The sequence below is a fragment of the Aurantibacter crassamenti genome, from assembly GCF_016811105.1.
Lineage (GTDB): Bacteria > Bacteroidota > Bacteroidia > Flavobacteriales > Flavobacteriaceae > Aurantibacter_A > Aurantibacter_A crassamenti.
The window spans coordinates 641,035-662,997 of record NZ_JAFBGM010000002.1 but is presented as its reverse complement, the minus strand read 5'-3'; the positions used below and the strand labels follow the sequence as shown (position 1 = coordinate 662,997).

Sequence of the window (21,963 nt, the reverse complement as noted above, 5' to 3'; positions counted from 1 at the left end):
TTAAAAAGGAAGAATTGAGCATCTGAACAATAATTATTGATGTAATTCTAATAAGGCCAAAGTGAAATTATTATCTAAAATGACTTTACCATTTTCAACAACAACAACGGTGTTTGAATACGTGTCTAAAAGTGTTGTACCATCACCAAAAAAACCTTTTACCCAAAGTGATTTTTTTCCTTGAGGCAAATCTAAACCAACGACAACTTTATCTTTATAATCACCATCAATATAGGTGCGACTAAATACATAAGGTTTTTTTGCTAGTCGTTGATGACGGCCTGCACCAATTGCCGGGTGATTGTCTCTAAACTTTCCTAATTTCTGCCAGTGTTCTAGAATATTTTTTGTTTCCTCAGAATTTTCTACATCTTCCCAATTCATAAAAGAGCGAAGTGTAGCATCGCCTTGAGTACCTTCTATAGTTAGCTTTCTCGATGTTTCATCACCATAATATACTTGTGAAGCCCCTGGTGTCAATAATAAATAATTTGCAGTTTGGTAAGGTTTTGTACGGGCTATATCAAAAGGTTCATCGTCATCATGAGATGTCATGTAATTCAAAACAGATTTGCCATTCAACTCACTGGTCAAAAGCTTATTGTATTTTTGAAAAACCTTTTCATAGGCGTTTTTGGCATCAGTTTTTAATTCAAAATTGATTAAACTATTAAAGCCATAATTAAAATAATCTACTTTTTTATCTCCAAAATTAAATTCCTTACCATTTGAAATATTGTATCCATACACTTCACCGGTCATGAAAAATGGATTGTCATCTAAAACTTCATCAGGGTTTCTTTTTTTCCATGTTGAAAAAGCATAAGAAGCTTCTTTGTAAAGTTCAGCCCATGAATCTTCATCGGCATGTTTTACAGTATCTACTCTATAACCATCAATGCCAAATTCATTGACATAATCTGTGAGCCATTTTATAATATAAAATCGTGGTGCACGAGGGTAACCTGTGCGATCAAAAAATAATTGTAATTCATCAAGCTCTTGACTTAAACGACCTTCTGATTTCCATTTAGCAAGTAAATGATCTGGTAGCTCTACATCTTCATTAGTTGCTGTAAGAATATCTGGTAAGCCTTCAACAAGCGTACAACTGGTTGTATTTTCATACGTGGTAAATTCACAAACTGGTGAATTTCTAATCCAATCTTCGGGCCATAGTGGGTCTAGCTCAGTTGTAGGCCCGGTATGGTTTAAAACGACATCCATAAGTATTCGAATACCGAATTTATGTGCAGTTTTTACTAGCGTTTCTAACTCTTTTCGTGTTCCAAAATTTGCATCTATTGCTGTCCAATCCTTTGTCCAATAGCCATGGTAACCATAAGTTACTCCGGTTCCTTCATCAACTGATCCATGAATATTTTCTACAACTGGGGTAAACCAAATTGCGTTTATACCTAAATTATTGAAATACCCTTCTTTTATTTTTTTAGTAATACCGGTAATATCTCCGCCCATGAATCCACGTAAAACTGCCGTTGAATCTTTACGTTCATAATTTAAATCATTTGTGGTATCACCATTATTAAAACGGTCTGTAAGTAGAAAATAAATATTGGCAGCATCCCAAATAAAGGGTGCTTTTCGCTCAGGATAGATAATTGAATCTTTTACTACTGATGTTTCTGATACTGGTTCTTTCTTTTCTTGCTTACAGCTAAATAGTAAAGAGAACATTGCTAGGGCAATCAGAAGTTTCTTCATTTACATCTATTTTGCCTAAAGCTATAAAATGATGCTGTGAATAGAAAATTTATTTTTTACGATTTAAAACTTTAAAATCTTCATAACAACTACTAATTGCATCTAAGATTTGAAGATCATTGGCTGTACGAATGAACGACTTGGAGTAATTACAATTATTGAGAATATCTTCAATATCTAGCTTATCCATATTTAATAACTCGGTAAGTGCTTCACGATCGAACTTTGTTGCCAAAAGATCTCGAATATGATCATCTGCTTTTACTTTTCTGAGCTTACGCATGTTATTCGGTTTTCGGCCAAATAAATTTCGGAGTTGATCTGCAGGATTTAATATTGCACCAAGTACTTTAGTGACAGCGCTTGGACTTTTATTTCCAGCTTCATAACTTACATTTAAGCCTGAAATACTATACTGAAACCCATTGTTTATAGGAATGTTTTTAACATCAATTTCAAGATAACCGGTAAGTTGATACGGTTTCACAATGACTTCCTCTAGGGCATAAGCAAGTTCTGTTAGTGATATCTTGGTACCTTTAAATTTGAACATGTCATTTGTGATTCGAATCTTTTGAGATTTAAATCCTAAGAAAGAAAAATAGAGCGTATCATTAACTGCAGCGTCTATTGAGAATTCACCTTTTTCATTGGTAATTGTACCAATTACTTGATTTAAATTGACAATGTGAACGGACTCCATTACCGACTCATCTTGCGCATTTACTACTATTGCATTGAATTCTTTGAGTTGTGGCTCTTCTAAATCTTGCGAAAAAGTTGATATTCCGGATAGTAAGCAAAAGAGAAGTAAGTATCTATGTATTGACAAATCAGTTGTTTTGAAGTGCTAAACAAATGAAAAAAAAGTATATCTGCATACTTTTAATAAACAATTAACTAAGAACTCGTTTAAATCAACAGTGTTTAAACGAGTTCTTAGCATATATTAAATTAGTAGAAACCGCTTTTTTTCTTGCTGCTATTACCGCTGCTGCTACTGCCACCACTACTTCTTCTTCTACCTGAATTGGAAGCACCAGATTTAGAGAAATTTCTATCTCCGCGTCTTGCACCACCTCCTGATGATCGACCAGATCGGCCAGAACCGCCACCAGAACCACTACGTTCTCTTCTACGACCTCGGTTTCCACCACCTCGGCCACCTTCTGGACTCTTAGAAACTTCAACATTGATAAATCTTCCGTCTTCTTTGTAATCTGAAAAGAATGCTAAAATTGCATCGGTATGTTCAGCTTCAGTATTGAAAAAAGAAAATGCATCTTTGGTGTCAACTTTGAAAACATCATCACGGCCTAAGCTCAATTTATCCTTTAAGAAATCTTTCAAAGTCATCCAATCATAACCATCTTTCTCACCGATATTAATAAAATATCGTATTGAACCATCAGAAGAAGCTCCTCTGCTGTTTCCGCCTCTATCATCTCTGTCACCACCGCGTTCGCGATCAGGACCAGAGCTGTTTAGGTCTTTTGATTTGTTGTAATAATTAGAGAATCTTGTAAATTCTACAGAGACTATTTTTTTGATAAGTTCATCACGATCAATACCTTCAAGAACTTCGTTTATTGCTGGTAGATAGTTTTCAACATCTTTGTTGATTTCAGTATCCTTGATTTTATTAGCTAAATGATACAGTTGAGTTTCACAAATTTCGATACCTGTTGGAATCTTTTTACTAATGAAATCTCGCTTTATTTTTTTCTCAATAGCATGTATTTTTCGCATTTCACTGCGAGTTACAATAACCATTGATATTCCTGATTTACCAGCTCTACCTGTACGACCACTTCGGTGCGTATACGTTTCAATTTCATCAGGTAATTGATAATTAATTACGTGTGTAATATCATCTACATCAATTCCACGAGCTGCTACATCAGTAGCAACTAACATTTGAATTTGTTTCTTTCTAAAAGAACCCATTACCAAATCTCTTTGGTTTTGACTTAAATCTCCGTGTAATGCGCCTGCATTATATCCGTCTTCTATCAGCTTTTCTGCTACACGTTGCGTATCACGTTTTGTTCTACAGAATACTACTGAAAATATATCAGGATTAGCATCTGCTAATCTTTTTAATGCAGGGTAACGATCGCGACCACCTACAACATAATATTCATGTTGTACAGTATCTGTTCCTGAATTTTTAGCACCTACCGTAATTTCTTGCGGATTGTGCATAAATCTCTTAGCAATTACCGAAACCTCTTTAGGCATGGTAGCAGAGAATAACCAAGTTGACTTTTCATCAGGGGTATTTGAAAGAATATCTTTTATATCTTCAAAAAAGCCCATGTTCAGCATTTCATCGGCTTCATCTAAAATACAAAAGTCGATTTTAGAAATGTCTACTAAACGTCTGCCAATCATGTCTTTCATTCGACCCGGCGTAGCTACTACAATTTGAGCGCCACGTTTTATTTGCTTTGCTTGTTCAGTAATGCTTGCACCACCGTAAATTGCAACTACATTGACGCCTTTCTCATATTTTGAGTAAAGCTTCAGTTCATTTGTGATTTGCAAACAAAGTTCACGAGTAGGAGAGAGGATCAACCCTTGAGTTGTTCTACTTTCAGCTTGTAATTTTTGAATTAATGGAAAACCAAAAGCGGCGGTTTTTCCGGTTCCTGTTTGTGCAAGTGCGACTAAGTCAGTCTCACCTTCCAATAAAATTGGGATTGCTTTTTCTTGTACTTCTGATGGGTTTTCAAAACCCAAGTCAGCAACTGCGTCTAATAGGGTTTGTTTTAGCCCTAGCGCTTCAAATTTGTTCATTATATGTTATACTTATTCGCAAATATGTGTGTTGCATAGAGCGATTATCGCGTATAACCTACTGAACTCAGCGCAACACCTGCCATACCGGCGGCGATTAATAAAGTTGCAAAGGTACTATTAATTATTCAAATGAATACTATGGTGCTATTAGGTAGCCATAAGTGGCTATTATGGTGCCTAATACACCGAAGATTATCATAAGTACAATAAACGTTTTTTGTAGTCTAGGACTATCATATATAATTATACAAACGGCTCCGAGTACTATACTTATTTGAAAAAATAACATTGCAATGTCGAATTTTTTGGTGGCACTATCGTATTCTGTTGCAAGTACTTCCCATTCTTTTACCCCAATGATTTTACCCATTTCACCATCAAGATCTTGAGCCCAATCTTCTTTGGCAATATTTGCAGACCCTAATAATATTTCGGTTTTTTCTGCATCATATTTTTGTATTTTTTCTTTTGATGATTTTATAGTTGCCAATACTGTAGTTTCTTTACCTTCTGCAACTAAGCCTGTATTAAGTAAGGCTTCTAGATAATCTAATTCACTTTCTTTTAAACTCTCTTTAATACTTTTTGATTGGTACCAGCTTGAATAATTGACTACCCGATTGTGTGCAATCATCATTTCTTCTTCAAATTCACCATTAATCATTTGTGAAATGGCCATTAAGGCTGCGAAAAAGGCTATCAAAACACCACCTACTGCTTCTGCTTTTTCAGAGGCGACTGATACTTCAACGGTTTTCACATTTGCATTTTTCTGTGACATTAGTTTAGAGTTTTTAAATAATTTATCAATTTTTGAAGGGCTTTACCGCGGTGGCTGATTTTGTTTTTTATTGCTATTGATAGTTGCGCAAATGTTTGGTCGTAATCGTTTGGTACAAATATAGGATCATAGCCAAAGCCACCGTCACCATGCTTTACTTTACTTATTGAGCCCTCTACCTTGCCTTTAAAAAAAATACTTTGATTGTTAAGGTTTAAGGCTATGACAGTTTTAAAGTATGCAGATCTATTGTCTGTCGTTATTAAAGCTTCTAAAAGCTTATTCATATTATCATCACTGTTTTTCTGTTCGCCAGCATACCTAGCAGAATATACACCAGGCGCTCCGTTTAATGCATCTACTAAAAGACCGGTGTCATCTGCAAAACAAGGCATTCCATAATTTTTTGTTACATGGTCTGCTTTTATTTGTGCATTACCTTCAAGGGTTTTAGCTGTTTCGGCGATTTCTTCTGTACAACCAATATCATTTAGAGAAAGAATGGTAACATTTTTAGGCATGAGTAATTGTACTTCATGCAATTTATTCAAATTATGGGTTGCAAAAACAAGCTTCATATTAAATGATATAATAGTATCGAAAATAGTAATTTTATCAGATGGAATTAAAATTACCACCCGTTGTTGTCTTTTTTATTTTTGCTTTACTGATGTATTTGTTAGCATATTTTCTGCCTTTTGGTGAATTTCAATTTTTTGGCAGGTATTATTTAAGTTATGTTTTGGTTGGTATTGCCATTTTAATCGGTTTATTTTCTGTGGGTAATTTTTTCAAAAATAAAACAACCGTTGATCCAACAAAACCTAATAAAGCTTCTTCTTTAGTTACTGGTGGTATTTTCGCTTATAGCCGAAACCCAATGTACCTTGCGTTGTTACTTGTACTCGTTGCATTTGCGATTCGATTGGGTAATGCCTTTAATATATTACTCGCTGCCTTGTTCGTATCATATATGAATCGGTTTCAGATTTCTCCTGAAGAAGAAGCACTTTCTAAACTTTTTGGAAAACAATATCAATTGTATAAAAAAAGTGTAAGACGATGGTTTTGAGTCCTAATTGTCATTTTAATATTAGCTAATTAACTTATAATTGTATTTTATTAGCATTTTAGCTTATATTTTAATATATTAGCACTTTAGCTTATACATATGGAAGCAATTATAACTGGTGATATTGTTAATTCTGAAGAGTATCAGGTCTCTGAATGGCTTGATGTTTTAAAGAATTATTTTGAAAAACTTGGTAAGTCTCCCCATGATTGGGAAATATACCGTGGCGATGAATTTCAGCTTAAAATACCTGTTGAAAAGGCTCTTGAAGTAGCATTACACATAAAAGCACTGATAAAATCTATTAAGGGGCTTGATGTTCGAATGGGTATTGGTATAGGTGCTATTACTTTTGTTGGTGATGGTGTTAGTGAATCTAATGGGCCAGCATACAGGCTCTCGGGTAGAAGTTTAGATACACTTAAAACAAAAAAGTTAAGTTTGACTTTTGCTGCTGATAATCAATTTCACAACCGTACACTAAATTTAATGCTTAAGTTGGCACTTGATTTTATTGATGATTGGTCTCCGGTTTCAGCAGAAATAGTTGCTTTGGCTCTTGAATATCCTGATGCTTCGCAACAAGAAATAGCAGCGCAATTAAATATTCAACAATCTGCTGTAAGTCAGCGCCAAAAAAGGGCAAGATTAGATTTAGTGCAAGAACTGCTAACCTACTACAGAGAAACTATTAAAGAATTTGCCTCATGATTTTATTCGTAAAACTTTTATTAGCACATCTAATAGCTGATTTTCTTTTACAGCCAAATAGATGGGTAATTCACAAAGAGGCAAACAAAGCCGCTTCAAAATATTTATATTTTCATGTATTGCTGCATTTCGCGATAACAATGCTATTGCTGTGGGATTTGAATGCATGGAAAATAGTTCTTGTAATTACAATTTCACATTATATTATCGATTTGGCAAAATTGTATGCTAATCCGCTATTCAAGCTAAAAAGCATTCCGTTTTTTGTAGATCAACTGCTGCATATAATAGTCTTGTATTGTTGTGCATACTATGGTAATCTATTAGAGAATACCATATCAATATTTACTCAAATGGACTGGCCTTTGGTCACTGCAATTGTATTTGTTAGTTTTCCTTCCGCAATAATTATGAGTAAATTATTGGAAGGAATGTCAAGCCAAATTAATTTTGACCATAAGTCTTTACCCAATGCAGGCAAGTATATTGGTATTATAGAGCGCCTTTTTGTGTTGGTTTTTATTATTTTAGGTAGATGGGAGGCAATTGGCCTATTAATTACTGCAAAATCTGTATTTCGATTTAATGACTTGAAAGAAAGTAATAGCCGTAAATTGACAGAATATATTCTTATAGGAACTTTAATTAGCTTCGGATTGGCAATTATAACGGGCATTCTCTACACTCAGCTGTAAAATTATTAGTAGTATTCTATAAAATCAAGTTTATATCAAAATAAGGACTATTGGTTATACCAATAACTTTTGATAACATTAGGCCTATATAAATCGGATTAATCTTTATTTTTACATCTTTATTAATTGTCATTCTCGTAATGCATATAAGGCTTCGGGAAACTATTTTTAATTAAAAATTTTCACAGTCACAGCAGGAAATATAAATTATGGTAGAAGTGGGTAGAAAATACGTATTCGATTTTGATAGCACATTAACAAGGGTAGAAGCATTAGATGTTTTGGCCGAAATGACGCTACAAGGCAAATCAAATAAAGATGAGGTTATAGAAGAAATTCAAAAAATCACCAATCTGGGTATTGATGGTGATATCTCATTTACAGAGTCTCTTGAACGTAGAATCAAATTGCTAAAAGCAAATAAATCTGATTTAGATGGTTTAGTGGCTGAATTGCGCCAGAAAATTTCAAAGTCAATAGAATCTAATAAAGAGTTTTTTGAAAAATTCTCTGATGATATTTATGTCATTTCTTGTGGATTTAAAGAGTTTATCGATCCTATTGTAAAGGAGTATAATATTCCGTCTGATCGTGTATATGCCAATACGTTTAAATTTGATGATGCTGGTAATATTGTTGGTTTTGATGAAGAGAATCCACTTTCACAGCATAATGGCAAAATTGAATGCCTAAAGCAGATGGATTTAGATGGAGAAGTGCAGGTAATAGGTGATGGATATAGTGATTATGTAATGCGAGAAGCTGGTATTGCTGACAAGTTTTTTGCGTATACCGAAAATGTGCATAGAGATAAGGCTGCAAAAAATGCTGATCATGTGACACCTAATTTAGATGAGTTTCTTTTTGTAAATGATTTACCTAGAAATATATCATACCCGAAAAATAGAATTAAAATCTTGTTGCTAGAGAATGTGCATCCGGCAGCGTTTGATAAATTTTCAGGAGATGGTTTTTCCGTAGAACTTGTTGATAAGGCTATTCCGGAAGAAGAATTAATCGAAAAAATTAAAGGTGTTCATGTTTTAGGTATTCGTTCAAAAACGCAAGTGACTAAAGATGTTTTAGCCGCCGCTGATAAACTTTTAGTTGTTGGTGCATTTTGTATTGGAACTACACAAATTGATTTAGATACCTGTAGAAATAAAGGTATTGTTGTTTTTAATGCTCCGTATAGTAATACTCGTTCAGTAGTTGAATTGGCAATTGGGCAGATAATTATGCTCATGCGAAATGTGTTTCCTAGAAGCACAGAAATTCATAACGGTCAGTGGAATAAAACTGCAATCAATTCTCGCGAAGTTCGAGGTAAAAACCTTGGTATTGTTGGTTACGGAAATATTGGTAAGCAATTATCTGTTTTAGCTGAAGCGCTTGGTATGCGTGTGTATTATTATGATGTTGATGACAAGTTAGCATTGGGTAATGCGGTTAAATGTAATACTTTAGAAGATTTATTAAATGTTTCAGATGTAGTTACCTTGCATATTGATGATAACAAAGCAAATAAGAATTTTATTGGTGCTAGAGAAATCGGGCAGATGAAAAAAGGTGCTATTCTTATTAACCTTTCTAGAGGTTTTGTTGTTGATATTCAAGAATTGGTAAGTGCACTTAAATCTGGTAAGTTAGGTGGTGCAGCAGTAGATGTTTATCCAGAAGAACCAAGAAGTAATGGTGAATTTATAACAGAATTACAAGGTTTATCTAATGTGATTTTAACGCCTCATGTAGGTGGTAGTACTGAAGAAGCGCAACGTGATATTGCTGATTTTGTGCCTAATAAAATTATGGATTACATTAATTCAGGAAATACTGTTGATGCGGTTAATTTCCCGAATATAAGATTACCGAAACAAAATAAATCACATCGTTTCTTACATATTCATAAGAACGTACCAGGTATAATGGCTAAAATAAATAAGGTTTTAGCGAAATATGAAATGAATATTTCTGGTCAGTATCTTTCTACGGATAGTGAAGTTGGCTATGTTATTTCTGATTTAGATAAAGAATACAATAAAGAGGTAATCAATGCTTTGAAAAAAGTTGAGAATACCATTAAGTTTAGAGTTCTTTACTAGATTCTATATTTTAAAATGATTTAAAAAGTGATAAGCAGAAATGTTTATCACTTTTTTGTTTATCGGTGATGGTACGGTTCGTTTTTTAGAATAGTAAATGCTCTGTATAATTGTTCGACTATAAAAAGACGTACCATTTGATGTGAAAAGGTCATTGCTGAAAGACTAATTTTTCCTTGTGCCTTTTGATAGACTTCTTTGCTGAACCCATACGGACCGCCAATAACAAAAACCAATTGTTTTAAACCAGAATTCATTTTCTTTTGTAGATATTCAGAAAATACAACCGAAGAGAATTGCTTTCCGTTTTCATCTAATAAAATAAGTGCATCTGTACTGCTTAATTTCTTGAGAATTAATTCGCCTTCCTTTTCTTTTTGCTGATTCTCAGAAAGATTTTTTGAATTTTTTATATCAGGTATTATTTCTAATTCAAACTTAATATAATGCTGTAATCGATTTTCATAAGCAGTAATTAATGTTTGCAATTCTGTATTGTCGGTTTTGCCAACCGCTAGAAGTTTAATCGTCATATTTCAAAGTTAATTGATTTTCTTTTTTGGAGTATGTTTTTGTTAATTTAGCCTAAAGTAAAATTTATATGATTTCAGAAAAGCAATTTCAACAAGAACTAGATATCATTATTTCAAATGCTATACGCGAAGATGTAGGTGATGGTGATCACAGCTCATTATCATGTATTCCAGAAACCGCAACTGGCAAAGCTAAATTATTGGTAAAGGAGGATGGAATATTGGCAGGTGTCGAATTTGCGAAACAAGTTTTTGCTTATGTTGATAATTCACTTGAAATTGAAGTTTTAATTGAAGATGGTCAAAAAGTAGTCTATGGTGATATTGCGTTTTACGTTTCCGGTAGTTCGCAAAGTATTTTAAAAGCAGAACGGCTTGTTTTAAATGCGATGCAACGCATGAGTGCTATTGCTACCAAAACTAAATTTTTCGTGAATTTATTAGAAGGTACAGACACAAAAATTTTAGACACTCGTAAAACTACACCTGGTATTAGAGCTATTGAAAAATGGGCAGTGAAAATAGGTGGGGGAGAGAATCATCGTTTTGCACTCTATGATATGATTATGCTTAAAGACAATCATATTGATTTTGCAGGTGGCATTACAAATGCAATTAAGAAAACACAAGAGTATTTGCAGAAAACAAATCGTGATTTAAAAATAATTGTAGAAGCAAGAAACTTAACTGAGATTGAAGAAATTTTGAAATCAGATGGCGTATATCGCATTCTTATCGATAATTTCAATTATGAAGATACACGAACTGCTGTCAAAATGATTGGTGATAAATGCCTAACTGAGTCATCTGGTGGTATTAACGAAAAAACCATTAGAAAGTATGCCGAATGTGGGGTTAATTATATTTCATCAGGAGCCTTGACGCACTCAGTCTACAATTTAGACCTTAGCCTAAAAGCGGTATAATGTCAAAAGAAATCGAAGAAAAACTTGAGAAGATTCCAATTGTTAATTGGGCGGTAAAGCTCTTAAAACAGATTAAGCTTCCTGGTTTTGAAGGCCTATCGATTTACGATCTTATTGAAATGTATATTGGCGGTATAATAAATGGTGCATTAAGCACCCGTGCCAGTTCAATCGCCTTTAGTTTATTTATGGCCTTGTTTCCGTTGTTGATATTTTTAATCACGCTTATACCGGTTATTAAGTTTGTTTTTGATTTGGGAAATGATTTTGATGGACAATTTTTATCATTTTTAGAATCATTCCTACCAAATGCTACGGGAGTTTATTTTGAAGATATATACCAACAAATAAAGGATCAACCGAGAACCGGACTCTTATCTTCGACCTTTGTTATCTCTATATTTTTGGTTGCAAATGGTGTGAATGCCATTTTTGGTGGCTTTGAAAACTCATACCATGTGAACCTTACCCGAAATTTTTATAGACAATATTTGTATGCCTTAATGGTTGGGCTAGTATTAGCAATACTTATGATAGCTGGTGCTGTTACCTTTGTTTATTTTGAATTTTATATACTTAACGGAATTAGTGATATTGCCGCAAGAACTGGTGGGTATGTGCGTGATGAAGGCGATGTTATGGGCTTGCAAATAGCTAGAATTTTATTTTTCTTATTGCTTTCGTATTTAACAATTGCCATTCTATATTATTTTGGAACAGCAGAAGGTAAGCAGGCAAAATTCTTTTCAGCTGGTGCATTAATGACAACTTTGTTATTTGTTCTGACTTCGTATCTATTTGGAGTTTATGTAGAAAAGTTTGCTCGTTATAATGAATTATATGGTGCTTTAGGAGGTTTGTTGATTTTGATGGTCTTTATTTGGCTAAATTCCAATATCTTGCTACTCGGTTTTGAGCTAAATGCATCATTAAATTCACTAAGAAATAGATTTAAAAAAGAATGAAATTCACTACTAAAGTTGCCTTGTTATATATTTTGTTCTTTACCGCAAACTTTGCAAATTCACAATCAATTTTTGGTAAGTGGAAAACAATAGATGATCGTACTGGTAACCCGAAGGCTGTTATCAATATTTATCAAAAAGATGGATTAATGTATGGTGTAGTTGAAAAAATTGTAGAACCTGGCAAAGAGAATGCATTATGCGTTAAATGTGATGGTGATTTGAAGGATAAACCAGTTTTGGGCATGACCATTATTGAAGGTTTGAAAGAAAATGAAAATGGTGTATGGAAAGGTGATACCTTATTTGACCCAGAACAAGCTATGACCTTTCGTTGTAAAATTTGGTTGAATCCTGATAATTCTGATGAACTTAAAGTTCGGGGTTATTTAGCTTTTATATACCGAACCCAGACTTGGGTACGTGCTGATGGATAGCCAAGTGCCATAAATAACCCTATGCAGTATTTTGTCAACGTCATATTACCAATTCCTTTAGAGAAACAATTTACCTACGCTATAACTGTAGAAGAAGCGCAAGTACTTTCAATTGGTATGCGGGTTGCGGTACCGTTTGGCAAATCAAAGGTTTATACAGGTTTGGTGCTGAAAGTTCATAATGACCCGCCCGAAATTTATGAAGCCAAACCAATTCATCAAATTTTAGATGATACCTTTTTAGTCAATGAAACGCAGCTAAAACATTGGCAATGGATTGCGGAGTATTATATGTGTACGTTAGGTGAGGTTTTTAGAAGTGCCGTGCCTAGTGCTTTTTTATTAGAAAGTGAAACATTGGTTTTGCTAAATAAAGAAAGTGAAGTTGATGAAAATGACCTAAAGGATGATGAGTTTTTGGTCTATGAAGCCTTGCAGCATCAATCAATGTTGCGTGTTCATGAAGTTGCAGCAATTATTGATAGAAAGAATGCATTACCTATTTTAAACCAATTAATTACTAAAGGTGTTGTTATTCTAAAGGAAGAAATTTACGAGCAATATCGTCCTAAATTAGTGCGCTATGTCAAATTAGGAAAATCATACCAATCAGAATCTGCATTAGAAGCGCTTTTGAATGACCTACAACGTGCGCCGAAGCAAAGCCAAGTAATATTATCACTTTTTCAATTAGAAGCTACCTCAAAAAAACCAATAAAAGTTGCGGAACTAGAGAAGAATAGTGGAGCATCTAGGGCAATTATCAAGACTTTAGTTGATAAAGAAATTTTAGAAGAATATTTCATTCGTACGGATCGGGTTAGTTATGACGGAGAAGGCGATACTTCAAACTTAAAAAGACTAAACGAATATCAAGAAGAAGCTTTGTTGGCTATACGACAGAGTTTTGAAAAAAATAAGGTTGCATTATTGCATGGGGTAACATCCTCAGGAAAAACAGAGGTATACGTTGAACTGATTGAAGAATGCATCAATGCAGGCAAGCAGGCATTGTATTTGCTGCCTGAAATTGCTTTAACAACTCAATTAATTGGGCGATTACAAGATTATTTTGGAGAGAAAGTATCCGTGTTTCATTCCAAATATAATATTCAAGAAAGAGTAGAGGTATATAATAATGTTTTAGCAAGTAAGCCTAAAGCGCAAATAGTTATTGGTGCGCGTTCAGCCCTATTTTTGCCTTTTGCTAATTTAGGTTTAATTGTAGTTGATGAAGAACATGAGAGTTCTTTCAAACAATTTGATCCAGCACCAAGATATCATGCTCGAGATAGTGCTATTGTTTTAGGTAACCTGCATAAAGCGAACATTGTGTTGGGTTCTGCAACGCCAAGTATTGAGAGTTATCATAATGCATTGTCAAATAAATATGGGTACGCTCAAATTACTAGGCGCTTTGGTAATGTGTTAATGCCGGAGATGGAGTTGGTAGATATCAAAGAACAACACCGCAAAAAAAGAATGAAAGGACACTTTTCTGAGCGGTTGTTGTTAGAAATTACTGAGACATTAGAATTGGGTGAGCAAGTTATTTTATTTCAAAATAGAAGAGGCTTTGCGCCAATTCTTGAATGTGATACTTGTGGTCATTCACCGCAATGTCCTAATTGTGATGTAAGCTTAACATATCATCAATATAAAAAACAGCTACGGTGTCATTATTGTAGTCATCATATTGCTTTGCCTGAGAGTTGTCAGGCCTGTGGTAGTCCTACACTTGATACTAAAGGATTTGGTACAGAGCAGGTTGAACAAGAGTTGAAAATGCTTTTTCCGGAAGTAAAGGTGGCTAGAATGGACTTAGACACTACACGTGGAAAACATGCGTATGCTAAGATAATTACCTCTTTTGAGCAGCAAGAAGTAGATGTTTTGGTGGGTACACAAATGGTAACCAAAGGTCTCGATTTTAGAAATGTAAGTTTAGTGGGGATAATGAATGCAGATTCTTTGTTGAATTTTCCTGATTACAGAGCTCATGAACGTAGTTTTCAACTATTGACACAAGTTGCAGGTAGGGCAGGGCGAACCCAAAAAAGAGGTAAAGTTATTATTCAAACGTATAATCCGTATCATCAAATACTGCGTCAGGTAACAGATGGTAATTTTGAAGGGATGTTTAAAGAACAATTGTATGAACGTGAGCAGTATAAATATCCACCTCATAATAAGGTAATACAGATTACTTTTAAACATAAAGATTACAATCGGTTAAATGAAGCAACAGAATGGTTTGCAAAAGGACTGCGTAATATTTTCGCTTCAAATGTATTGGGGCCAGAATATCCGCCGGTAGCCCGTATACGAAATCAGTATTTAAAACATGTGTTATTGAAAATACCAGCTGGGCAATCTCTTGCTAAAACAAAAATTAGTATCAAACGGATTGAAAAATCATTTAATGCAATAGGAAGTTTTAGATCCGTACGGGTAATTTATAATGTGGATCATATCTAAATAAAAAAATCGCCAGTCATTAAAGACCAGCGATTTTTTATTGTTGATAAATTGTCAAAAAAACTAAAAGTTGTTCAGCGCTTCTGCAAGCTCAGTCTTTTTGTTTCTACTTAACGGAATTGATCTTCCGCTAACTTCTACATTCTTACTGTTGAATTTCTCAATCTTTTCTAAATTGACAATGTACGATTTGTGTATTCTTAAGAATTTATCTTCTGGCAATTGCTTTTCAAAAGACTTCATGGTAGAAAGAATAACGATGTTTGCTTCGTCAGTAACTAATTTAATATAGTCACCAAGTGCTTCTATCCACTTAATATCATTAAGAATTACTTTTCTTTTCTTTAGATTACTTTTTACAAAAATATGCTCTTCGTCTTCATTGACTCTGTGCATTTGCTCAAATTTGGCTACAGCTCTTTTTACAGAGGCATCAAAACGAGTCATTGTAATTGGCTTATGAAGGTAATCTGTTACATCATAATCAAAAGCCTTAAGTGCGTAATCTGGTTTTCCAGTAATTAAAATTACTTGAGGTGGGTTCTCTAATGACTCCAATAAATCGAATCCGTTGATAATAGGCATTTCAACATCTAAAAAGATTATATCAATCTGATTATTTTTGATTCCATTTTTGGCCTCAATAGCATTACTGTACTCTGCCACCATAGCAAGATTGGGATGGTTGTTCACCAATTTCGCCACAGCCATTCGTTGCATAGACGAATCATCGACAATTATACTTCTTAATTTCATAAAAGGTTTGATTTGTGGGGTTAAATCATCGACAAATTACATAATAATGACGTTGAAATGCAACAAAAGTTGTAAACATTGTACGGTATTCTGTGTAGTTTTCAATGACGATAGGTTAAGATTTAGGTTAAGTTCAAATTTTATGATTCCTGTTTATAACGAAGAAAAAACGGTTTTCGTGTGAATTAGTCTTAAAATATTCATATTTTTGCGCTCCTAAAATTAATTTATATGAATAATTACGAAACTGTTTTCATCTTGAATCCCGTTCTGTCTGATACTCAGATAGAGGAAACAGTAAAGAAATTTGAAGATTTCGTCAAAAAGAACGGAGGCAAGATGGTCTCTAAAGAGAATTGGGGCCTAAAAAAATTGGCCTATGCGATCCAACACAAGAAAAGTGGTTTTTACCATTTGTTCGAGTTTACTGCTCCTGGTGAGGTGATTTTACCTTATGAGCAAGAATTTCGCCGTGATGAGCGTGTTATGCGCTTTTTAACAGTGAAATTAGACAAACATGCAGTTGCATGGGCGGAGAAAAGAAGAACAAGGTTAAAAACAGCTAAAGCGTAAGTGATATGGCATCTATAGAACAACAAGCAAAAAGTAAAAAAGATGGAGAAATCAGATATCTGACTCCATTGAACATTGAAACCAATACTAAAAAGAAGTATTGTAGATTTAAAAAGTCGGGTATCAAGTATATCGACTACAAAGATGCTGATTTCTTAATGAAATTGGTAAACGAACAAGGTAAACTTCTTCCTAGAAGACTTACTGGAACTTCGTTGAAATATCAAAGAAAAGTGGCTCAAGCTGTAAAACGCGCACGTCACATTGCATTAATGCCTTATGTTGGCGATTTGTTAAAATAAAAGAAACGTACGATGGAACTTATATTAAAACAAGACGTTGAGCATTTAGGCTTTAAAGATGATGTAGTAACTGTTAAGAATGGTTACGGTAGAAATTACCTTATTCCTAGAGGTTTAGCTCATATGGCTACTACTTCTGCTAAAAAGGTTTTGGCTGAGAATTTAAAGCAACGTGCTCATAAAGAAAAAGAAGTTGTAGATAGCGCTAATAAAACCGCTGAAGCACTTAAAGGTTTAGAATTGAAGATTCCTGCTAAAACAGGTGCTGGTGATAAATTGTTTGGATCAATAACAAATATTGATTTAGCCGCCGCACTTGAAAAGCAAGGTCACAAAATTGATAAGAAATTTGTCAAAATACAAGGTGGTTCAGTAAAACGTACTGGTACTGCAAATGCACAAATTAGATTGCATAGAGATGTATTGGTAGATTTCGCATTTGATGTGGTTGCTGACGCTAAGGCTAAGTAAATCTTTCAGATTTCTTTAATAGATTATAAGAGCCGTGTTCGCATGGCTCTTTTTTTGTTTAAATGGATTAAATAATACATTAAAAAGCACTACTGATTGTGAAATACACGAGACTTACAAAACAACAATTAGAAGAATTACATCCAGAATTTATCAACTTTTTAGCTACGCAATCGATTACTGGTGATGATTGGAAGCAATTGAAAGAAGATAAACCCGAAGTTGCTGAAGACGAGATTGATGTGTTTAGTGATTTAATTTGGGAAGGAGTACTCAGTAAAGTTGCTTATCTAGAAAATATATCAGCACTACAAATGCATTTGTTTCATTGTACTGAAAAAGAAATGAAATTAATTTCTGTAAAAGTCATGAATCCAGACGTTGACTTAACAACTTCTCTTGGTTTTTCATGGTTTAAGAAGAATTGGCAGTCTGATTTTGTTGAATATTTAACAGCTGCAAAAGCCTATACAGATGACAGAAATCTTGATAAGTTTAATTTAATTAAACAAGGTGCTGTTATTACAAAAGGTGAACTTTATCAATGGTTTGAAAAGGTGATTGTTACTTCTTAATACGTCAATCAGTTTAGTTTAACTTGCATGAAATTATGAATGAAACTTCCGCTATTTTGGAATGGTAAAGGGGAGGAGTATATTTGTCAGTATTATCTAAATTTATAGGTGCCTGAATTAAGAAGTGGGCATATGTTATAAGAATCTATTCAATGGCTCAAAAACCAAGCATACCAAAAGGAACCCGTGATTTTTCTCCCAGTGAAGTTGCAAAACGTAATTATATTTTTGACACAATAAAAAGGCATTTTCAAACTTTTGGTTTTCAGCCTATAGAAACTCCTTCGTTTGAAAATTCAAGCACTTTATTAGGTAAATATGGTGAAGAGGGTGACCGCTTAATTTTTAAAATATTAAATTCTGGTGACTTTATAAGCAAAGTAGATGATTTTACGTATAGTTCTAAGAATTCTAGCAGCATTGCACCTAAAATTACTGAAAAGGCCTTACGATATGACCTAACAGTGCCCTTCGCTCGGTATGTAGTAATGCATCAGAATGAAATTGATTTTCCGTTCAAGCGCTATCAAATTCAACCGGTATGGCGTGCTGATCGACCACAAAAAGGACGATTCAGAGAATTCTATCAATGTGATGCTGATGTTGTTGGATCTAATTCACTTATACAAGAAATTGAATTTATTCAATTGTATGATGCTGTGTTTACCGATTTAAAATTAGATGGTGCTACCATAAAACTAAATAATAGAAAAATTCTATCGGGTATTGCTGAAACTATTGGTGCTAAAGACCTTTTGATTGATTTTACCATCGCATTAGATAAATTAGATAAAATTGGTGAAGATGGAGTGATAAAAGAAATGCTTGAAAAGGGTATTTCAGAAAAATCTATTGAAAAACTATCACCGCTTTTTACATTAAAAGGAAATAATAAAGAACAGTTAGCTGTATTAAAACAGTTATTATCGAATTCAGATGAAGGTAGTACAGGTGTTGAAGAGCTTTCATTTATTGTTGAAACTATTGAATCAATGGGGCTTCAATCAGCAAATCTTACGATTGATGTAACCCTGGCAAGAGGTTTAAATTATTATACAGGTGCTATTTTTGAAGTTGCTGCACCAGATGGCGTAAAAATGGGCTCAATTGGTGGGGGAGGACGTTACGATGACCTTACCGGAATATTTGGACTAAAAGATGTTAGTGGCGTTGGAATTTCATTTGGCCTTGATCGTATCTACCTTGTTTTAGAAGAGTTGGAATTATTTCCTGAATCGGTAGATCAATCACTTCAAGTGCTTTGTTTGAATTTTGGGGACACTGAAGCGCTTTCTGCTTTACGATTGGTCAATAGTCTGAGAAAAGTTGGTGTAAAAGCTGATTTGTATCCTTCTAATAGTAAAATTCAAAAGCAATTTAAGTTTGCAAACAATAAGAACGTACCGTTTGTAATCTTGCTTGGTGAAGAAGAACTTAAAAATAGTACGTTTATCGTAAAGAATATGTCTTCTGGTACCCAAGAAACTTATGATTTAAAAAATCCAGAGAAGTTTATTCAATCACTTTAATAGTGCATTTATTTCATTAATTATTGTTGTGAAATAAGTATAAGTATGAGATACATACTTTTTCTGTAAAATAGGGTCTTTAAGCTCTTTTTTAAATTCACTTATGCGAATAAGTGCTAACGATTCTACTTCACTTTCTTGTTTTGTTAAACTATCTAACGAATGATTTAATTCGCATAAAAAAGTGTGATGAAATTCGTTGTCTTTCAAATCTTGATTATGTTTAAATTCAGACTTGAAAATACCAATCTTTTTTAGTTCATTTTGGGTAATAGATATACCAATTTCTTCTTGCACCTCTCTAAGTGCTGCGATTTCAATTTGCTCGCCCGCACCTATATGGCCTGCTACGGAAACATCAAAAAGCAAGGGGTGTGTGTCTTTATATTTGCCTCTCTGTTGTAAAAGAATTTTTCCATCTGAAGTATAAAACCAAACATGTACTGTTTGATGATATAAACCATTGCGATGCGCTTCTGACTTCAACGCTGTTCTGCCAGTGAGTTTTCCGTTGCTATCTAGAATATCTATAAGTTCATCCATCGGAATAAAATAATTAAAAAAAGCGCAGTAAAGAAAACTGTATCAATAAGACAAGGTCTCTAAACTGCGCAAAGTATGCCAGTGAATTAAGTAACTATTGGATTAAGATTAATCGAAATAGCTAAAAGTTTCACCTGATTTTATTGATAACAATGTCTCATAATACAATTTAATTACATTTTCAACATCATCTTGATGAACAGTTTCAACCGTAGTATGCATATAACGCAACGGCAATGATATCAGGGCTGAAGCTACACCACCATTGCTGTAAGCAAAAGCATCTGTATCAGTACCCGTAGATCTTGAAGCTGCTAAACGCTGAAAAGGAATTTTATTTTTCTCGGCTGTTTCAATAAGACGTTCACGTAATTTATTTTGTACTGCTGGGGCATACGAAATTACTGGACCTAATCCCATTTCAATATGACCTTCTTTTTTCTTGTCAATCATTGGTGTGGTAGTATCATGACAGACATCAGTGATAATAGCAACATCAGGATTTAAAGTATGGCTAATCATTTCAGCACCTCGCAAACCTATCTCTTCTTGTACCGCGTTTGTAATGTACAAGCCAAAAGGTAATTTTTGCTTGTTTTCATGTAATAGTCGAGCTACTTCGGCAATCATGAACCCACCAACTCTATTATCTAAGGCACGACATACAAATTTGTTCTTATTGAGAATTTTAAATTCATCAGGGTATGTAATTACACAACCAACATGAACACCCATTTTCAATACTTCTTCTTTGTCTTTTGCACCTATATCTATGAAAATATTATCTGGCTTTGGCGGTTCTTCTTTTACACGGCTGCGCGTGTGAATTGCTGGCCATCCGAAAATACCCTTAACTATACCACCTTTTGTATGAATATTAACCCATTTTGATGGTGCTATTTGATGGTCACTGCCACCATTTCTAATCACATAAATTAAGCCATCATCCGTAATATAATTAACGTACCAGGCAATTTCATCGGAATGACCTTCAATAACAACTTTGTATTTCGCATCCGGATTAATAACTCCAACTACTGAACCATATGTGTCTGTAATAAAAGTATCTACATAAGGTTTTAAATATTCCATCCAAAGTTTTTGCCCTTCCCATTCATAACCAGTTGGTGCTGCATTATTTAGGTATTTCTCTAGAAATTCAAGAGATTTTTTTGTCAATATTTTCTTTGTACTCATTTACATTGATTTTGAATACAAACTTAATCATATTCGCGTTTAATTAATAATTACATTCTTCCATAATCGTTAACTTTGGCAGGTGAATTGCACTAAGTAGTATATGATACGTAATATTTTTTTGATTTTATTTTTAGGAACAGCGTCTGCATTGCTCGCACAGATTGAGGATAAGCCCTTAGATTCTATTGCTGAGAAGCTAATCATGGTAGAAGGCGATTCTATTTTTCGAACATCGGTTTCTTTAGATGAAGTGTATGTTTTTGGCAAATTGAAATTCGAAAATTATGATGAAAAGTTACATTATTATATTTTACGTAGAAAAACACTGAAAGTATATCCGTATGCCAAAATGGCTGCAGATAGACTGGTAGAACTTAATGACAGTTTGACCAAAATAAAACGAACGAGAAAGAAAAAGAAATACACAAAAAAAATACAGAAATATATAGAAGGTGAGTTTTCAGATGAGCTTAAAAAATTGACCCGTACAGAAGGTCAAATATTAGTGAAATTAGTTCATCGCCAAACAGGAATAACGGCTTTTGATTTGGTAAAAGAACTACGTAGCGGTTGGCGTGCTTTTTGGTATCAAACTACTGCTAAGATGTTTAAAATTAGTATTAAAGAAGAATTTCATCCTGATGTAGTACATGATGATTATTTGATTGAAGATATACTACAACGTGCTTTTGCCAAGTTTAAACTTGAACGGCAAGAATCTGCATTAGAATATGATTTTTCTGCATTGAGTAATAAATGGAATAGTTATGCTGCCGAAAAAAAGTAG

The 21,963-nt window shown here is 33.9% G+C and carries 23 protein-coding genes; 14 read left to right on the top strand and 9 right to left on the bottom strand.

What is annotated here, in order from left to right; genetic code table 11:
- Positions 1–33 precede the first annotated feature (33 nt).
- The 5 genes from JQC67_RS15520 to JQC67_RS15500 all read right to left on the bottom strand — a co-directional run bounded on the left by JQC67_RS15520 (position 34) and on the right by JQC67_RS15500 (position 5,886).
- The gene (locus tag JQC67_RS15520) at positions 34–1,725 is read right to left on the bottom strand and encodes an alpha-amylase family glycosyl hydrolase (RefSeq protein ID WP_203253832.1); all 1,692 of its coding nucleotides are present in this window, start codon (positions 1,723–1,725) and stop codon (positions 34–36) included.
- Between the two features lie 49 nt (positions 1,726–1,774).
- Positions 1,775–2,551, bottom strand: a complete 777-nt coding sequence (locus tag JQC67_RS15515; RefSeq protein WP_203254501.1) for a carboxypeptidase-like regulatory domain-containing protein — start codon at positions 2,549–2,551, stop codon at positions 1,775–1,777.
- A 128-nt stretch (positions 2,552–2,679) separates the two neighbouring features.
- The gene (locus JQC67_RS15510; protein WP_203253831.1) at positions 2,680–4,524 is read right to left on the bottom strand and encodes a DEAD/DEAH box helicase; all 1,845 of its coding nucleotides are present in this window, start codon (positions 4,522–4,524) and stop codon (positions 2,680–2,682) included.
- 139 nt (positions 4,525–4,663) lie between these two features.
- Entirely contained in the window at positions 4,664–5,308 is a 645-nt protein-coding gene (locus JQC67_RS15505) for a DUF4337 domain-containing protein (protein WP_203253830.1), read from the bottom strand.
- On the bottom strand, positions 5,308–5,886 hold the full coding sequence (locus JQC67_RS15500; RefSeq protein WP_203253829.1) for a non-canonical purine NTP diphosphatase: 579 nt from the start codon (positions 5,884–5,886) through the stop codon (positions 5,308–5,310). The genes JQC67_RS15505 and JQC67_RS15500 overlap by 1 nt, the downstream gene beginning before the upstream one ends.
- Before the next feature lie 41 nt (positions 5,887–5,927).
- Here JQC67_RS15500 and JQC67_RS15495 point away from each other — a divergent pair, with 41 nt between their 5' ends.
- From JQC67_RS15495 to serA, 4 genes are all read left to right on the top strand, one after another.
- Positions 5,928–6,380, top strand: coding sequence for a methyltransferase family protein (locus JQC67_RS15495; protein WP_203253828.1), 453 nt, complete (start codon positions 5,928–5,930; stop codon positions 6,378–6,380).
- Positions 6,381–6,479: 99 nt separating this feature from the next.
- The gene (locus JQC67_RS15490) at positions 6,480–7,091 is read left to right on the top strand and encodes a SatD family protein (protein ID WP_203253827.1); all 612 of its coding nucleotides are present in this window, start codon (positions 6,480–6,482) and stop codon (positions 7,089–7,091) included.
- Positions 7,088–7,786: a DUF3307 domain-containing protein gene (locus tag JQC67_RS15485; protein WP_203253826.1), complete on the top strand. Its 699-nt coding sequence runs from the start codon at positions 7,088–7,090 to the stop codon at positions 7,784–7,786. The genes JQC67_RS15490 and JQC67_RS15485 overlap by 4 nt, the downstream gene beginning before the upstream one ends.
- Before the next feature lie 209 nt (positions 7,787–7,995).
- Positions 7,996–9,888 carry a phosphoglycerate dehydrogenase gene (gene serA, locus JQC67_RS15480; RefSeq protein ID WP_203253825.1) on the top strand — a complete coding sequence of 631 codons (1,893 nt, stop codon included), beginning with the start codon at positions 7,996–7,998 and terminating at the stop codon, positions 9,886–9,888.
- 59 nt (positions 9,889–9,947) lie between these two features.
- Here serA and rlmH read toward each other — a convergent pair whose 3' ends face one another.
- Positions 9,948–10,421, bottom strand: coding sequence for a 23S rRNA (pseudouridine(1915)-N(3))-methyltransferase RlmH (rlmH, locus tag JQC67_RS15475; protein WP_203253824.1), 474 nt, complete (start codon positions 10,419–10,421; stop codon positions 9,948–9,950).
- Between the two features lie 68 nt (positions 10,422–10,489).
- Between rlmH and nadC the strand changes: the two genes are divergently transcribed.
- The 4 genes from nadC to priA are packed head-to-tail and all read left to right on the top strand — an operon-like array spanning position 10,490 to position 15,227.
- Entirely contained in the window at positions 10,490–11,347 is an 858-nt protein-coding gene (gene nadC, locus JQC67_RS15470; RefSeq protein WP_203253823.1) for a carboxylating nicotinate-nucleotide diphosphorylase, read from the top strand.
- Positions 11,347–12,312, top strand: coding sequence for a YihY/virulence factor BrkB family protein (locus tag JQC67_RS15465; protein ID WP_203253822.1), 966 nt, complete (start codon positions 11,347–11,349; stop codon positions 12,310–12,312). Before nadC ends, JQC67_RS15465 begins: the two co-directional genes overlap by 1 nt.
- On the top strand, positions 12,309–12,749 hold the full coding sequence (locus tag JQC67_RS15460; protein WP_203253821.1) for a DUF2147 domain-containing protein: 441 nt from the start codon (positions 12,309–12,311) through the stop codon (positions 12,747–12,749). The genes JQC67_RS15465 and JQC67_RS15460 overlap by 4 nt, the downstream gene beginning before the upstream one ends.
- 21 nt (positions 12,750–12,770) lie before the next feature.
- Complete coding sequence (gene priA / locus JQC67_RS15455; protein WP_203253820.1) at positions 12,771–15,227, top strand: replication restart helicase PriA; 2,457 nt, start codon at positions 12,771–12,773, stop codon at positions 15,225–15,227.
- A 63-nt stretch (positions 15,228–15,290) separates the two neighbouring features.
- On the opposite strand, the gene JQC67_RS15450 is transcribed toward priA, so the two are convergent.
- On the bottom strand, positions 15,291–15,983 hold the full coding sequence (locus JQC67_RS15450) for a LytR/AlgR family response regulator transcription factor (protein WP_203253819.1): 693 nt from the start codon (positions 15,981–15,983) through the stop codon (positions 15,291–15,293).
- A 231-nt stretch (positions 15,984–16,214) separates the two neighbouring features.
- Here JQC67_RS15450 and rpsF point away from each other — a divergent pair, with 231 nt between their 5' ends.
- The 5 genes from rpsF (at position 16,215) to hisS (ending at position 19,433) form a co-directional block, all read left to right on the top strand.
- A complete protein-coding gene (rpsF, locus tag JQC67_RS15445; protein ID WP_203253818.1) occupies positions 16,215–16,556 on the top strand; it encodes a 30S ribosomal protein S6 in 342 nt (113 codons plus the stop codon).
- 5 nt (positions 16,557–16,561) lie between these two features.
- The gene (rpsR, locus tag JQC67_RS15440) at positions 16,562–16,858 is read left to right on the top strand and encodes a 30S ribosomal protein S18 (protein ID WP_153755009.1); all 297 of its coding nucleotides are present in this window, start codon (positions 16,562–16,564) and stop codon (positions 16,856–16,858) included.
- Positions 16,859–16,870: 12 nt separating this feature from the next.
- Entirely contained in the window at positions 16,871–17,329 is a 459-nt protein-coding gene (rplI, locus tag JQC67_RS15435) for a 50S ribosomal protein L9 (protein ID WP_203253817.1), read from the top strand.
- A 98-nt stretch (positions 17,330–17,427) separates the two neighbouring features.
- The gene (locus tag JQC67_RS15430; protein ID WP_203253816.1) at positions 17,428–17,904 is read left to right on the top strand and encodes a DUF6495 family protein; all 477 of its coding nucleotides are present in this window, start codon (positions 17,428–17,430) and stop codon (positions 17,902–17,904) included.
- Positions 17,905–18,056: 152 nt separating this feature from the next.
- Positions 18,057–19,433, top strand: a complete 1,377-nt coding sequence (gene hisS, locus JQC67_RS15425; RefSeq protein ID WP_203253815.1) for a histidine--tRNA ligase — start codon at positions 18,057–18,059, stop codon at positions 19,431–19,433.
- Here the strand turns inward: hisS and JQC67_RS15420 are convergent.
- Together JQC67_RS15420 and JQC67_RS15415 are read right to left on the bottom strand one after the other, a co-directional pair.
- On the bottom strand, positions 19,425–19,976 hold the full coding sequence (locus tag JQC67_RS15420) for an NUDIX hydrolase (protein WP_203253814.1): 552 nt from the start codon (positions 19,974–19,976) through the stop codon (positions 19,425–19,427). The two genes, hisS and JQC67_RS15420, sit on opposite strands and share 9 nt — an antisense overlap.
- 108 nt (positions 19,977–20,084) lie before the next feature.
- Positions 20,085–21,173, bottom strand: coding sequence for a M42 family metallopeptidase (locus JQC67_RS15415; RefSeq protein ID WP_203253813.1), 1,089 nt, complete (start codon positions 21,171–21,173; stop codon positions 20,085–20,087).
- Positions 21,174–21,276: 103 nt separating this feature from the next.
- Here JQC67_RS15415 and JQC67_RS15410 point away from each other — a divergent pair, with 103 nt between their 5' ends.
- Positions 21,277–21,963, top strand: a complete 687-nt coding sequence (locus JQC67_RS15410; protein WP_203253812.1) for a DUF4294 domain-containing protein — start codon at positions 21,277–21,279, stop codon at positions 21,961–21,963.

Bases quoted from the DNA above. Each gene is read 5' to 3' on its own strand.
- JQC67_RS15520 (WP_203253832.1), bottom strand. From the start codon at position 1,725: ATGAAGAAACTTCTGATTGCCCTAGCAATGTTCTCTTTACTATTTAGC.
- JQC67_RS15510 (WP_203253831.1), bottom strand. From the start codon at position 4,524: ATGAACAAATTTGAAGCGCTAGGGCTAAAACAAACCCTATTAGACGCA.
- JQC67_RS15505 (WP_203253830.1), bottom strand. From the start codon at position 5,308: ATGTCACAGAAAAATGCAAATGTGAAAACCGTTGAAGTATCAGTCGCC.
- JQC67_RS15500 (WP_203253829.1), bottom strand. From the start codon at position 5,886: ATGAAGCTTGTTTTTGCAACCCATAATTTGAATAAATTGCATGAAGTA.
- JQC67_RS15495 (WP_203253828.1), top strand. From the start codon at position 5,928: ATGGAATTAAAATTACCACCCGTTGTTGTCTTTTTTATTTTTGCTTTA.
- JQC67_RS15490 (WP_203253827.1), top strand. From the start codon at position 6,480: ATGGAAGCAATTATAACTGGTGATATTGTTAATTCTGAAGAGTATCAG.
- JQC67_RS15485 (WP_203253826.1), top strand. From the start codon at position 7,088: ATGATTTTATTCGTAAAACTTTTATTAGCACATCTAATAGCTGATTTT.
- serA (WP_203253825.1), top strand. From the start codon at position 7,996: ATGGTAGAAGTGGGTAGAAAATACGTATTCGATTTTGATAGCACATTA.
- rlmH (WP_203253824.1), bottom strand. From the start codon at position 10,421: ATGACGATTAAACTTCTAGCGGTTGGCAAAACCGACAATACAGAATTG.
- nadC (WP_203253823.1), top strand. From the start codon at position 10,490: ATGATTTCAGAAAAGCAATTTCAACAAGAACTAGATATCATTATTTCA.
- JQC67_RS15465 (WP_203253822.1), top strand. From the start codon at position 11,347: ATGTCAAAAGAAATCGAAGAAAAACTTGAGAAGATTCCAATTGTTAAT.
- JQC67_RS15460 (WP_203253821.1), top strand. From the start codon at position 12,309: ATGAAATTCACTACTAAAGTTGCCTTGTTATATATTTTGTTCTTTACC.
- priA (WP_203253820.1), top strand. From the start codon at position 12,771: ATGCAGTATTTTGTCAACGTCATATTACCAATTCCTTTAGAGAAACAA.
- JQC67_RS15450 (WP_203253819.1), bottom strand. From the start codon at position 15,983: ATGAAATTAAGAAGTATAATTGTCGATGATTCGTCTATGCAACGAATG.
- rpsF (WP_203253818.1), top strand. From the start codon at position 16,215: ATGAATAATTACGAAACTGTTTTCATCTTGAATCCCGTTCTGTCTGAT.
- rpsR (WP_153755009.1), top strand. From the start codon at position 16,562: ATGGCATCTATAGAACAACAAGCAAAAAGTAAAAAAGATGGAGAAATC.
- rplI (WP_203253817.1), top strand. From the start codon at position 16,871: ATGGAACTTATATTAAAACAAGACGTTGAGCATTTAGGCTTTAAAGAT.
- hisS (WP_203253815.1), top strand. From the start codon at position 18,057: ATGGCTCAAAAACCAAGCATACCAAAAGGAACCCGTGATTTTTCTCCC.
- JQC67_RS15420 (WP_203253814.1), bottom strand. From the start codon at position 19,976: ATGGATGAACTTATAGATATTCTAGATAGCAACGGAAAACTCACTGGC.
- JQC67_RS15415 (WP_203253813.1), bottom strand. From the start codon at position 21,173: ATGAGTACAAAGAAAATATTGACAAAAAAATCTCTTGAATTTCTAGAG.
- JQC67_RS15410 (WP_203253812.1), top strand. From the start codon at position 21,277: ATGATACGTAATATTTTTTTGATTTTATTTTTAGGAACAGCGTCTGCA.